General features: G+C 64.7%; 15 protein-coding genes. 4 read left to right on the top strand and 11 right to left on the bottom strand.

Annotated elements, in window-relative coordinates:
- The first annotated feature begins 252 nt into the window (after positions 1-252).
- From GWG65_RS08980 to GWG65_RS08995, 4 genes are all read left to right on the top strand, one after another.
- Positions 253-1395, top strand: coding sequence for a type III PLP-dependent enzyme (locus tag GWG65_RS08980; RefSeq protein WP_275195060.1), 1143 nt, complete (start codon positions 253-255; stop codon positions 1393-1395).
- 130 nt (positions 1396-1525) lie between these two features.
- Positions 1526-2113 carry an N-acetyltransferase gene (locus GWG65_RS08985; protein WP_275195062.1) on the top strand — a complete coding sequence of 196 codons (588 nt, stop codon included), beginning with the start codon at positions 1526-1528 and terminating at the stop codon, positions 2111-2113.
- 147 nt (positions 2114-2260) lie between these two features.
- Positions 2261-2650, top strand: coding sequence for a RidA family protein (locus GWG65_RS08990; protein WP_275195063.1), 390 nt, complete (start codon positions 2261-2263; stop codon positions 2648-2650).
- 48 nt (positions 2651-2698) lie between these two features.
- Entirely contained in the window at positions 2699-4141 is a 1443-nt protein-coding gene (locus GWG65_RS08995) for a homospermidine synthase (protein WP_275195064.1), read from the top strand.
- A gap of 115 nt (positions 4142-4256) precedes the next feature.
- Here GWG65_RS08995 and GWG65_RS09000 read toward each other — a convergent pair whose 3' ends face one another.
- From GWG65_RS09000 to GWG65_RS09050, 11 genes are all read right to left on the bottom strand, one after another.
- On the bottom strand, positions 4257-4595 hold the full coding sequence (locus GWG65_RS09000; protein WP_275195066.1) for a hypothetical protein: 339 nt from the start codon (positions 4593-4595) through the stop codon (positions 4257-4259).
- Between the two features lie 100 nt (positions 4596-4695).
- Positions 4696-5412, bottom strand: a complete 717-nt coding sequence (locus tag GWG65_RS09005) for an MgtC/SapB family protein (protein WP_275195067.1) — start codon at positions 5410-5412, stop codon at positions 4696-4698.
- Between the two features lie 30 nt (positions 5413-5442).
- Complete coding sequence (locus GWG65_RS09010; protein WP_275195068.1) at positions 5443-6462, bottom strand: WD40 repeat domain-containing protein; 1020 nt, start codon at positions 6460-6462, stop codon at positions 5443-5445.
- Entirely contained in the window at positions 6462-7505 is a 1044-nt protein-coding gene (locus tag GWG65_RS09015; RefSeq protein WP_275195069.1) for a GTP-binding protein, read from the bottom strand. Before GWG65_RS09015 ends, GWG65_RS09010 begins: the two co-directional genes overlap by 1 nt.
- 52 nt (positions 7506-7557) lie before the next feature.
- Entirely contained in the window at positions 7558-8421 is an 864-nt protein-coding gene (locus GWG65_RS09020; RefSeq protein WP_275195070.1) for a metal ABC transporter substrate-binding protein, read from the bottom strand.
- A gap of 5 nt (positions 8422-8426) precedes the next feature.
- On the bottom strand, positions 8427-9296 hold the full coding sequence (locus tag GWG65_RS09025; protein WP_275195072.1) for a metal ABC transporter permease: 870 nt from the start codon (positions 9294-9296) through the stop codon (positions 8427-8429).
- 6 nt (positions 9297-9302) lie between these two features.
- Positions 9303-10058 carry an ABC transporter ATP-binding protein gene (locus tag GWG65_RS09030; RefSeq protein WP_275195073.1) on the bottom strand — a complete coding sequence of 252 codons (756 nt, stop codon included), beginning with the start codon at positions 10056-10058 and terminating at the stop codon, positions 9303-9305.
- 3 nt (positions 10059-10061) lie between these two features.
- The gene (locus tag GWG65_RS09035) at positions 10062-10280 is read right to left on the bottom strand and encodes a hypothetical protein (protein WP_275195075.1); all 219 of its coding nucleotides are present in this window, start codon (positions 10278-10280) and stop codon (positions 10062-10064) included.
- Positions 10281-10323: 43 nt separating this feature from the next.
- Positions 10324-10824: a hypothetical protein gene (locus GWG65_RS09040; RefSeq protein ID WP_275195076.1), complete on the bottom strand. Its 501-nt coding sequence runs from the start codon at positions 10822-10824 to the stop codon at positions 10324-10326.
- Positions 10821-11432, bottom strand: a complete 612-nt coding sequence (locus GWG65_RS09045; protein ID WP_275195077.1) for a permease — start codon at positions 11430-11432, stop codon at positions 10821-10823. Before GWG65_RS09045 ends, GWG65_RS09040 begins: the two co-directional genes overlap by 4 nt.
- A gap of 225 nt (positions 11433-11657) precedes the next feature.
- The gene (locus tag GWG65_RS09050) at positions 11658-12254 is read right to left on the bottom strand and encodes a superoxide dismutase (protein WP_014491764.1); all 597 of its coding nucleotides are present in this window, start codon (positions 12252-12254) and stop codon (positions 11658-11660) included.
- Between the last annotated feature and the right edge of the window lie 8 nt (positions 12255-12262).

Below are 12262 nucleotides of genomic sequence, written 5' to 3' on the forward strand. Positions count from 1 at the left end.
CGACTTAAAGCAACGACGGATCGGGCTTTTTTGGTCTCTACCGGCATTCCAACGCCGGCGCGGGCTACTGAAAAGGCTTGTCCTTCATTGCCAGGTGAGCGGGCGGGAGCATTCCCAACCAATCCACGGCAGCACAGTCTGGTTTGAGTCTTTGGCTTCGTCGCGCCTCCATCGCGCGATCTGGCCGGAGCGCTCTTATCCGACGTCATTTTTTGAACGGATCCCCGTCGCTGGGCCGTTTGGGAGAGTGCTATGACCGAACGTATTCAGGAATTCCTGCGCAACCGCCGCAGCGAGGGCCGGGACACCGAGCCCTGTCTCGTCGTCGACCTCGAAGTCGTGCGCGACAATTACCAGACCTTTGCCAAGGCGCTGCCCGACAGCCGCGTGTTCTATGCCGTCAAGGCGAACCCGGCGCCGGAAGTGCTGGCTCTGCTCGCCTCCATGGGCTCCTGCTTCGACACCGCCACGGTCGCCGAGATCGAGATGGCGCTGGCCGCTGGAGCTACGCCCGACCGCATCTCCTTTGGGAACACGATCAAGAAGGAGCGCGACATCGCGCGCGCCTTCGCGCTCGGCATTCGCCTGTTCGCGGTCGATTGCGCCGCCGAGGTCGAGAAGGTCGCCCGTGCCGCGCCCGGCGCGAAGGTGTTCTGCCGCATTCTCTATGACTGCGCCGGCGCCGAGTGGCCGCTGTCGCGCAAGTTCGGCTGCGACCCGGAAATGGCGGTCGAGGTGCTCGACGTTGCCAAGCGCCTGGGCCTGGAGCCGTGCGGCATCTCCTTCCATGTCGGCTCGCAGCAGCGCAAGGTGAAGGCGTGGGACCGTGCGCTGGCGATGGCCTCGCAGGTGTTCCGCGACTGCGCCGAGCGCGGCATCAACCTGACCATGGTCAACATGGGCGGCGGCTTCCCGACCAAGTACCTGAAGGACGTGCCGCCGGTGGTCACCTACGGCCGGTCGATCTTCCGCGCCCTGCGCAAGCACTTCGGCAACCAGATTCCGGAGACCATCATCGAGCCCGGCCGCGGCATGGTGGGCAACGCCGGCATCATCGAATCCGAAGTCGTGCTGATCTCGAAGAAGAGCGACGAGGACGAGGTGCGCTGGGTCTATCTGGACATCGGCAAGTTCGGCGGTCTCGCCGAGACCATGGACGAGTCGATCCGTTACGCCATCCGCACCCCGCATGACGGGGCGGACATGACGCCCTGCGTCCTCGCTGGCCCGACCTGCGATAGCGCCGACGTGCTGTACGAGAAGAACCCGTATCCGCTCCCTGTCACGCTCGAGATCGGCGACAAGCTGCTGATCGAAGGTACCGGAGCCTATACGTCGACTTACGCGGCGGTGGCGTTCAACGGCATCCCGCCGCTGAAGACGTATCACATCTGATCCGCCTCCCGTTCGAGGCCTGACGAACCCCGGAGCCGGCTTGCCGGCTCCTTCCCTGACATTTCGATTCTGACGACGCCTTGGACCGGCGTGCTGCGCGCACGTCGATTCAAGCGGGGACTGACGCGCCATGACTGCTCTTCGGAAGCCACAGATCGCCCTCACCTCGAAAGCCGCTCCGTTCGCGATCCGCGCCGAGCGTGCTGCCGACGTCGCGACGCGTGAAGCGCTGCTGGATACCTGCTTTGGCGAGAACCGCCATGGCCGCACCTGCCAGCGCCTGCGCGACGGACGTGCACCCGCCGCCGGCCTCGCGCTTGCCGCCGTGCACGAGGGACAGCTCGTGGGAACCGTGCGTCTGTGGCACGTCAGCGCCGGAGGCAGGCCCGCTTTGGTCCTCGGACCGCTGGCGGTCGATCCTGCCTGCCGCGAGCTCGGGATCGGCGCCGCGCTGATGCAACAAGCGCTGGCCGCCGCCCGGGCGCGCGGGCATGCCGCCGTGATCCTGCTCGGCGATGCCCCCTACTACGCCCGCTTTGGTTTCTCGGCCGCCAAGACCGGCGAGCTCTCGCTGCCCGGCCCGTTCCAGCGCGACCGCCTGCTCGCGCTGGAACTCACCGAAGGCGCCCTCGACGGCGTCTCCGGGATGATTATCCCGAGCGGCGCGGCGTTGCCCAAACGGCGGGCGTCGCGCGCCCTGCACGCGCACGCGGCCTAAGGGATTGCCATCATGGCGACGACCCAAGCCGCGTCGCGCGGCGGTGCCTGCACGCGCCTACTCCGACGCCCGTTCCTTTGGGGTTGCGCGAGCCCGAGAAACGCCCTTTAACCCGCGAAACATCCCCCTCAATCGAGGTCCGAGCCCATGCCCCGTCGCCTGATTTCCACCGGCTCCCCGTTCGAGAAGACCGCCGGTTACAGCCGCGCCGTGATCGAGGGCGAGTTCGCCTTCGTCGCGGGGACCACCGGCTACGACTACACCACGATGACGATGCCGGCTGATGTCACCAGCCAGTCACGCAACTGCTTCAAGACCATTGAAGCCGCCCTGAAGGAGGGCGGATTCGAGATGGCCGACATCGTTCGCGCGAACTACTACCTCACCGACGTCAAGGATGCGGACGCCCATTTCGCGGTCTGCGGCGAAGTCCTGGGCGACATCCGGCCGGCAGCAACCCTCGTCGTCGTTTCGGCGCTCTACAAGCCCGAGATGAAAGTCGAGATCGAAGTGACCGCCAAGCGCCGCAGCGCCTGATCCACCCCTCACCATTTGTCTGCCCGCACTTTCCGGAGAAACCATCCTATGAGCCCCGCCTCGCAGATCTACGCGAAGATTACCGGCCCGATCGTCATGGTCGGCTTCGGCTCCATCGGCAAAGGCACGTTGCCGCTGATCGAGCGGCATCTCGATTACGACAAGTCGCGCATCACCGTGATCGACCCCAAGGACGAGGGCCGCAAGGCACATTGCGAGAAGCACAATGTAAGATTCATCCAGAAGGGCCTGACCAACGACAATTATCGCGATTTGCTGACCCCGCTGCTCACCGAAGGCGGCGGCCAGGGCTTTTGCGTCAATCTCTCGGTCGATACCGGCTCTACCGATTTCATGGAGCTCTGCAACGAACTCGGTGCTCTCTATATCGACACCGTCAACGAGCCCTGGCTCGGTTTCTATTTCGATGCTTCGAAGGGCCCGGAAGCGCGCTCCAACTACGCCCTGCGCGAAGCGACGCTGGCCGCCAAGAAGGCGCGCCCCGCGGGTTCGACCACGGCCGTCTCCTGCTGCGGCGCCAATCCCGGCATGGTCTCCTTTTTCGTCAAGCAGGCGCTACTCAATGTCGCCGCTGATCTTAAGCTCAATGCCCCTAAGCCGAAGACCAGAGCCGAATGGGCGGACTTGATGCGGCAGGCTGGTATCAAGGGCATCCACATCGCCGAACGCGACACCCAGCGCTCCAAGTCGCCGAAAGAGCCGGACGTCTTCGTCAACACTTGGTCGGTGGAAGGTTTCCTGTCGGAAGGCGTGCAGCCGTCCGAACTCGGTTGGGGCACCCACGAAAAATGGATGCCTGAAAACGCGCGGACCCACGAAGCTGGCTGCGGCGCCGCCATCTATCTGATGCAGCCCGGCGCCAACACGCGCGTGCGCACCTGGTGCCCGACTCGCGGCGCGCAATATGGCTTCCTCGTCACCCACAACGAGTCGATCTCGATCGCCGATTATTTCACGGTGCGCGACGCATCGGGCACGGCGGTCTACCGGCCGACCTGCCACTATGCCTATCATCCGGCTGACGATGCCGTGCTGTCGCTGCATGAAATGTTCGGCCGCGCCGCGAAGATGCAGGAAAAACACCACATTCTCGACGAGAACGAGATCGTCGATGGCATCGACGAACTCGGCGTGCTGCTGTTCGGCCATGACAACAATGCCTACTGGTACGGCTCGCAGCTCTCCATCGAAGAGACCCGCATGCTCGCGCCCTATCAGAACGCCACCGGCCTGCAAGTGACCTCTGCTGTGCTCGGCGGCATGGTGTGGGCGCTGGAAAACCCCAACGAAGGCATCGTCGAAGCCGACGAGATGGATTTCGACCGTCTGCTGGAAATCCAGTTGCCGTATCTCGGCCCGGTAAAGGGCTACTACACCGACTGGACGCCGCTGACGGATCGTCCGGGACTGTTTCCGGAGGATATCGACACCAGCGATCCCTGGCAGTTCCGGAATATTCTGGTGCGGTGAGGGGCTGATCGTCATGGCCGGGCTTGTCCCGGGCATCCACGAACTTGCTTCGTGCAGCTCCAAGAACGTGGATGGCCGGGACAAGCCCGGCCATGACGCTGCAACGACCAGGTCGTTACTTCTCCTTGATTGGCGGTGCGATCTTCTCGGCAGGTGCCGGCGGTAATGCTGGTTTAGCCGCGCCCGCTGCGCCTTGGGTCTGCGGTTCGGGGCGCGCGGGTTCGGGCGCCGGCGTAGTCGGCCGTTCGCCGCCCGGCTTGGATTCCGCGGGCGGCTTGCTCTGATCGTCGGAGGGCGTGCCCTGGAGCGGCCCCGTCGCCTGCGCCGTCTGCATCCGGCTCTCGGCACGGATCTGCACCAACGACAGGCCCGACACCACGACGCCAGCCACAAACAGCGAGCAGGCGATCAGCAGGTCTCGTGTCAGTGTGCCCTTGTGGTCTTTGCCGGTCATATCGATCACCGCTTTTGTCCGCGGGATCAACGAATTGGCGCGACAGCGGTTCCGTGCTGGGCAAATCGGAACCGCACGTCGGCGCGCCAAAACGCCGCGCTCAGTCGGAAGTGCTGACTTCCCAGGTGGCGTGGCGGACGCCGGGCAGGTGTTGCAGATCGGTCGTCACCGCATTCAGCTCGTTCGGATCGACCGCGGTCGCGACCAGCTTTGCGACGATCTCGATCAGGTCATCCCCGGTCTCGACCACGTCGATATCGGCCACCGGATATTTAGCACCCTCGAGCTTGTCGACGAGCCGGTCGCGCATGTCGGGCAGAGCATCTGCCGCAACCGCGAGCTTGAAATAGTACGTCGCCTCCGACGCCTTCTCGTTCAGCGGGATCCGGTTGATGGCGTTGACCAGCGGACGCAGCATGGTGTTGCCGGCGATGACGAACACGGTCAGCGCAGCGGCCTGCGCAATCATGTCGGCGCCGGCGCAGGAGCCGACCGCGGCCGACGCCCACAGCGTCGCCGCGGTGTTGAGCCCGCGCACGTCCATGCCCTGCTTCATGATGACGCCGGCGCCGAGGAAGCCGATGCCGGAGACGACGTAGGAGATCACCCGCACCGCGCCGTCCGCGCCGGTCAGATGCATGGCGAGATCGACGAAGGCGGCGGCTCCGACCGCAACGAGCACGTTGGTGCGCAGGCCCGCGGTGCGCTGCCGGTATTGCCGCTCGGCGCCGATCAGCGTGCCCAGCACGAAGGCCGTGAACAGGCTGACCAGCGTGTCGAGAAAATCAGCAATCTGGAAAGTCGTCAGAAACCGCATGGCCCCCTATACGGCCGGAACGATGACAGATTAAAGCTCAAGTAGGCCGCCGTCCCCATCTTCATCCGCGAACGCCAGCAGCGTGCCCTTGGCGTTCCAGGCGAGCGCGGCCACGGGCGGCGTGCCGTTGCGGCGGACCAGGATCTCGGCGCCGTCCTCCAGCCGCACCATCAGCACAGTGCCGTCGCTGTAGCCGGCGGCGAAGATGTCGTTCCTGGGGTGGCAGGCAACCACCGAGACGCGCGCCTGGAGCGGCGCGAGCATCGCGGGCTCCTTGCCCATCGGACCGTCCTTGCTGGCGAACGGCCACAGGATGACGGCGTCGGCGCCCGAGGTCGCCAGCGCCTTGCCGCCCGCGCTCCAGGACATCGAGCGGACGCGGCCGGGATAGCCGGTCATGCGCATATGACGGTTGTCGGCAAGCCGCCAGCCGTGCAGCGCCGCCTCATGCATGGTGGTGACCAGGAATTTGTTGTCCGGGCTGAAGGTGACGCCGAGATGCGAGCCGGCCCAGGGCAGGAATTCGGCGGTGGCCGCCATGTTCGGAAACCACAGCGTCGCGCCGTTGTAATGCGCGATCGCGAGCCGCAGGCCCTTCGGCGCGAACGCAAGCCCGCCGACGGTCGAGGGCACCTCGATCGATTTCTCCTCCTGCTTGCCGCTCTTGACGAAGGCGAACTTCCCGGCCGACCAGGCGAAGGCGCCGTCGGCATGCAGCGCCACCGCATCGATCCAGCGCCGCTTGGGGTCGGTGGCAAGCAGCGTCACTTCGCCCTTGGCATCGAGCGCAACAACCTTGCCGTCGTCGCCGCCCATGACGAGGCGCTTGCCGTCGCACGCAGCCGAGAGAATGCCGCCGCTATGCACGGCGACCTTGCTGATCTCGCCCTGGCTATCGACCAGCGCGACGTTCTCCTCGCCGCCGACAAAGGCGGCGCGGTGGCCAAGGAAATGGGCTGAAATCACGCCCATCCCGAGCGCGACCGGCTTGACGCTGTCGGTGACGGAAACGATCGAGGCTGAATCGGGAGCCGGCGCAAACTCTTTCATCACGAGACGATGCAGCTCTCGAAGCCCGTGCGAATAGCCTCTTCCGGCAATTCGCGGCCGATGAAGACGAGGCGGCTTTCGCGCGGCTCGCCGTCCTGCCATTTCCGCTGGTGATTGCCCTCCAGCATCATGTGGACGCCCTGGAAGACGTAGCGGTCGTCATCGTCGTGGAAGGCGAGGATGCCCTTGGAGCGCAGGATCTTGCCGCCCTCGACCTGCACCAGGTTCTGGAGCCAGGGCATGAACACGTTCGGATCGAGCGGCTTGTCGCTCTTGAGCGACAGCGACTGCATGTCCTCGTCGTGATAGTGCTTCAGGCCGTGGCCGTGATGATGATGATGGTCGTGGCCGTGATGGTGATGATCATGGTCGTGGTCATGATCGTCGGCATTGAGGAAGTCCGGCTCGATGTCGAGAATGCGGTCGAGGTCGAAGGCGCCGCGATCGAGCACGTCGGCCAAAGCCACCGAGCAGCGCTCGGTGCGGTGCAGCTTTGCATAGGGGTTGATCGCGCGGATGCGGGCCTCGACCTCGGCAAGCTCCCCCTTGGTGACGAGATCGGTCTTGTTCAGCACGATGACGTCAGCGAAGGCGATCTGGTTCTTGGCCTCGGGCGCGTCCTTGAGCCGGTCGGACAGCCATTTGGCGTCGGCGACCGTGACGACCGCATCGAGCCGGGCATTCTTCTGCACGTCTTCGTCGACGAAGAAGGTCTGGGCCACCGGCGCCGGATCGGCAAGGCCCGTGGTCTCGACGATGATGGCGTCGAACTTGCCCTTGCGCTTCATCAGCCCGTCCATGATGCGCACGAGGTCGCCGCGCACGGTGCAGCAGATGCAGCCATTGTTCATCTCGAACACTTCCTCATCGGCGCCGATGATGAGGTCGTTGTCGATGCCGATCTCGCCGAATTCGTTGACGATGACGGCGTACTTCTTGCCGTGGTTTTCCGACAGGATGCGGTTGAGCAGCGTCGTCTTGCCGGCACCGAGATAGCCGGTCAGCACGGTCACAGGAATTTTTTGAGAGGTCGCTTCAGACATAACAACTCCGGACTTCGGGCTTTTGCGCGACGCGAGGCGGGTGGCCCCTGCCCTATTGGTCAAGCGCGCTGGTCAGCGCCTTTATATTGTGCCTGACCATGTCAATGTAAGTGGGTGCGGGCCCCTTTTCGCCGGTCAAACCGTCCGAAATCAGGGTCCCGCCGACCTTTGCCCCGGTCTCGGCGGCGATCCGGCGGATCAGCCGGTCGTCGCTGATGTTCTCCAGGAATACCGCCGGGATTTTTTGGGCCTTGATCTGGCCGATGATGGCCGCGATATCGCGGGCGCTGGGCTCGGTTTCGGTGGAGACACCCAACGGCGCGATGAACTGGATGCCATATTCGGCAGCGAAATAGCCGAAGGCGTTGTGGGTGGAGATCACCTTGCGCCGCTCCGGCGGTATTTTTGCCACCGCCTCACGCACCTCGCGGTCGAGCGTTTCGAGCTTTTCCAGATAGGCTTTTGCCTCGGCACGGAAGAAGTCCGCATCGTTCGGATCGGTGGTGGCCAGCGCAGTGGCGATGTTGGTGACATAGGCCTTGGCGTTGGGGACCGACTGCCAGGCATGGGGATCTGCGGCCGTGCCGAGTTTCAGGGGCGTAATGCCGGCGCTTGCGGTGACGACCCTTGCCTTGCTGCCCGAGGATTGCACCAGCCGCGGCAGCCAGCCTTCGAGACCAAGCCCGTTGACGATGACGAGCTTTGCATCCGCGATCCGCTTCGCGTCCCCAGGCGCAGGCGTGTAGACGTGGACGTCGCTGTCGGCGCCAACCAGCGTCGTGAGGCTGATGCGGTCACCGCCGACATTGCGGACCAAATCGGCAAGGATCGAGAAGCTGGCGACCACGTTGAGTCGCTCGGCGGCGTGCAGCGGCGAGGCGATCAGCAAGAGCACACAAAGCAGGACACGTCGCATTGCCGTCACGCTTCCAGATGCCGGCCGGGAAACAGCTGCCTGATAACGCCGCCGACACGGCCGAACAGGACGGAGACGATGTAGAGCCCGCTCGCCACCAGAATGATCGCAGGCCCGGACGGCACGCGTGTCTGGAATGACAGCACGAGGCCTGCATAGCCGGACACAGCGGCGACGATCACGGCGATGCAGATCATCGCCGTCAGATCACGCGACCAGAAACGCGCAATGCCGGCCGGCAGGATCATCAGGCCGACCGCTAGCAAGGTGCCGAGTGCCTGAAAGCCATTGACGAGGTTGACGACGACGAGCGCGAGGAAGGCGAGATGCGCAGGTCCTCCGGCCCGGCTGACGGTGCGCAGAAACAGGGGATCGACGCTCTCGATCACCAGCGGGCGGTAAATCACGGCCAGTACCAGCAGCGTGACCGTGGCGTTGAAGGCGACCACCAGCAGCGTCTGGTCGTCCATCGCCAGGATGTTGCCGAATAGCACGTGCAGCAGGTCGATGTTTGTACCCTTGATCGAGACGATGGTGACGCCCAGCGCGAGTGACGCCAGATAGAAGGTTGCAAGTGAGGCGTCCTCCTTCAGCCCGGTCGAGCGCGAAACCACGCCGGCGAGGATCGCGACCGCAAAACCGGCGATCAGGCCACCGGCCGTCATCGCGAACAGATTGAGGCCGGAGAGCAGGAAACCCACGGCCGCGCCCGGGAGGATCGCGTGCGCCATGGCGTCGCCGACAAGGCTCATCCGCCGGAGCATCAGGAACACGCCGATCGGCGCGCCCGCGAGCGACAGCGCGATCACGGCGGCGAGCGCACGCCGCATGAACTCGAATTCGGTGAACGGGCCGATCAACGCGTCATAGAACATCAGATGTCACGCCGCTCGCGAGCGGGCATCATCGGCGGCGCAGGCCGCGGCGCTGTCGTCGAACGCTTCGCACATCCGCATCGCGACCATCAGGTTTTCCGGCGTCAGAACTTCCGCCGTCGGGCCCCATGCCACCGGCCCGCGCGCTAGCACCAGCGTCTCGCTGAAATGCGTGCGCACCATGTCCAGATCGTGCAGCGCGGCCAACACGGTGCGGCCTTCGCCATGCCAGTGCTTCACCAGCGCGAGCAGATCGATCGTGGTCTTGCTGTCGATGGCGTTGAAGGGCTCGTCGAGCACGATCAGGCTCGCGTCCTGGAGCAGAACGCGCGCGAACAGCACGCGCTGCGTCTGCCCGCCGGAGAGCGTGCCGATCGGACGATTCTCGAAACCGTTGAGCCCGACGCCCGCAATCGCATGCAAGATCTTGTCGCGTGCGGCCTTGCCGATGCCGCCGAACAGGCCGGTCGCGCGCCACAGTCCGGTGGCGACGAAATCGAACACCGAGATTGGAAAGCTGCGGTCGATCTCCGCGCTCTGCGGCAGATAGGCGATATCGCGGGAGTCGAGTTCGCCGAGATGGATGCTGCCGTCGAGCGGCTTGAGGATGCCGACGATGCCGCGCAGCAGCGTCGACTTGCCGGCGCCGTTCGGGCCGATCACGGCCACCAGCGCGCCCGGCGCGACCTCGCCATTGAGATGATGCACGGCCGGATGCCGGTCATAGCCGAGCGTGACGTTGTGGAAATGCAGTGCCGCCATGGATCACCTCATCGCCAGCCAGACGATGCCCCACAGCACCGCGCAGACCGCGATCGCGGCCGAAAGGCGCGTGGCCATGGTCATGCGCAGGATCGACCAGGGCGCCGCCTGGGCCGGATGCGGAGAGGTCGCACTGTGGACATGAGCATGCACGTGGTCGTGCCCATGCGAGTGGGCGTCGGAATGGTCGTGATGGTGGGCGTGGGACGCGGCGGGAACCATTTGAAGATGTTATATTATAACATTACGCCTGTCCACGCCCAGCTCAGGGCTTGCCGATCACCATGGCGATGGCGGCGGCGACGAACGGGAACGGCACCGAAACCGCACAGCGGAACCAGACGAAACGGGCCGGCATGAACGGGATTTCCCACAAGATCACCCGCTGGAAGGCGAACAGCGCCCAGGCAACGACATAGGCGACCACCTGCGGCACCCCGCCGCCGGATTTCAGCGCCACCGTGCCGATGGAAAAGCCGATCACGGGACCGCCTGGCGTGGCGGCGCCGGCGACCACGGCGGTGGCGACCCCGAGCCAGCCGCTATCCGGCCCCAGCCAGCCGGTGATCACCTCCTGCGGGATGATGGCGGCGATATAGCCGGAGCCGATCACTCCCAACGCAATCCGCGGCACGATGTTGATGAAGTCCATCGAGCCTTCGCGCAGCGAGGCATTGAACACTGGAGGGCCGCGGCGAAAGGCGATCAGGCCGACGCCGAAGACCGAGCCCCACAGCAGGATATCGATGAGAAGCGCCGCACTCACGTCTCGTCGTCCTTCGTGACCGGCTTCGGATACATCCGGACATACACAAAACGGCCGAGCGCGCCGGCGAGCACCGGCAGCGGCAGCGAGATGACGATGCGCCACAGGGTGAAATCGGTGCCCATGATCGGGATTTCCCACGCCACCGCGCGGCCATAACCGATCAGGGTCCAGCTCACGACCATGGCAATGGTGGCGCCGAAATCGGCGCCGACCGCCAGCAGCGCACTCGCCACGGGATAGGCGGTGAAGGGCCCACCGGGCAGGATCGCGCCGAAGGCGGTGCCGATCAAAAGCCCCTTCAGCCCGGACTTCGGCCCGAGCGAGCGCGAGACTTTCTCGTGCGGCAGGATTTCCGAGATGAATGCGCCGAGCAGGCAGCCCGCCAGCACGCGCGGCAGGATGCCGCCGAACAGCGACAGATCGTGGGTGAGGATCTCCAGCACACCGTCGGTGCCGTCGCGCCGCCAGACCAGCGCCGCACTGAGCGCAACCAACGCGGCGATGACCAGCGTCGACCAGCCGATCGGTTTGCGGACGCGCCCAGGCCGCGGCTCGGACTCGGCGTCCGCGGCAGGCGCCGGGTCTTTCGAAGAAGGTTCTGACAACGGGGCTTGGATCGGAGGGAAGGGATGCCAATCCTGATTAAGGAGACCCTGCCCCCGATGCAAACGAAACCATGACAGGGCCCATGCGCGCTTTGCGCAGGGCTGTGCAGGGGCTGGAGAATGCGCAGCAAAAAGGCGGCCGCGCATGCGACCGCCTTTTCGATGCCTTTCACTGGCATTCCGGACGGTGCGATGCATCGAACCCGGAATGATCGAGTGGATCACTCAGGCCTTGTCGAACAGGGACTCGACGTATTCCCAGTTCACGAGGTTCTCGACGAACGCCTTCAGATAGTCCGGACGGCGGTTGCGATAGTCGATGTAGTAGGAGTGCTCCCAGACGTCGCAGCCGAGGATCGGGGTGGCGCCGTGCACCAGCGGATTCTCGCCGTTCGGGGTCTTGGAGATCTCGAGCTTGCCGTTCTTGACCTGGAGCCAGCACCAGCCGGAACCGAACTGGCCGACGCCGGCCGCCTGGAAGTCCGTCTTGAACTTCTCGAAGCCGCCGAGGTCCTCGTTGATCTTCTTCTCGAGCTTGCCCGGCAGCTTGGTGCCGCCGCCATTGGGCTTCATCCAGCTCCAGAAGTGGATGTGGTTGTAGTGCTGGCCGGCATTGTTGAACACGGCGGGGTTCTTGCCGAACGAGCCCTTGACGATCTCCTCAAGGGACTTGCCTTCCCATTCGGTCCCCTTGAGCGCGTTGTTGCCGTTGGTGACGTAGGCCTGATGGTGCTTGTCGTGGTGGAATTCCAGCGTTTCCTTCGACATGAATTGCCCGAGGGCGTCATAGGCGTAAGGAAGAGGGGGCAGCGTGAATGTCATGGGTTCTT

This window comes from Bradyrhizobium sp. CSA207 (assembly GCF_029051685.1).
Lineage (GTDB): Bacteria > Pseudomonadota > Alphaproteobacteria > Rhizobiales > Xanthobacteraceae > Bradyrhizobium.

Coding starts and splice junctions, on each gene's coding strand:
- GWG65_RS09005 (WP_275195067.1), bottom strand. CDS start 5,412: ATGCGGTTTCTGACGACTTTCCAGATTGCTGATTTTCTCGACACGCTG.
- GWG65_RS09000 (WP_275195066.1), bottom strand. CDS start 4,595: ATGACCGGCAAAGACCACAAGGGCACACTGACACGAGACCTGCTGATC.
- GWG65_RS08985 (WP_275195062.1), top strand. CDS start 1,526: ATGACTGCTCTTCGGAAGCCACAGATCGCCCTCACCTCGAAAGCCGCT.
- GWG65_RS09025 (WP_275195072.1), bottom strand. CDS start 9,296: ATGTTCTATGACGCGTTGATCGGCCCGTTCACCGAATTCGAGTTCATG.
- GWG65_RS09020 (WP_275195070.1), bottom strand. CDS start 8,421: ATGCGACGTGTCCTGCTTTGTGTGCTCTTGCTGATCGCCTCGCCGCTG.
- GWG65_RS09035 (WP_275195075.1), bottom strand. CDS start 10,280: ATGGTTCCCGCCGCGTCCCACGCCCACCATCACGACCATTCCGACGCC.
- GWG65_RS08980 (WP_275195060.1), top strand. CDS start 253: ATGACCGAACGTATTCAGGAATTCCTGCGCAACCGCCGCAGCGAGGGC.
- GWG65_RS08995 (WP_275195064.1), top strand. CDS start 2,699: ATGAGCCCCGCCTCGCAGATCTACGCGAAGATTACCGGCCCGATCGTC.
- GWG65_RS09030 (WP_275195073.1), bottom strand. CDS start 10,058: ATGGCGGCACTGCATTTCCACAACGTCACGCTCGGCTATGACCGGCAT.
- GWG65_RS09050 (WP_014491764.1), bottom strand. CDS start 12,254: ATGACATTCACGCTGCCCCCTCTTCCTTACGCCTATGACGCCCTCGGG.
- GWG65_RS09010 (WP_275195068.1), bottom strand. CDS start 6,462: ATGAAAGAGTTTGCGCCGGCTCCCGATTCAGCCTCGATCGTTTCCGTC.
- GWG65_RS09015 (WP_275195069.1), bottom strand. CDS start 7,505: ATGTCTGAAGCGACCTCTCAAAAAATTCCTGTGACCGTGCTGACCGGC.
- GWG65_RS08990 (WP_275195063.1), top strand. CDS start 2,261: ATGCCCCGTCGCCTGATTTCCACCGGCTCCCCGTTCGAGAAGACCGCC.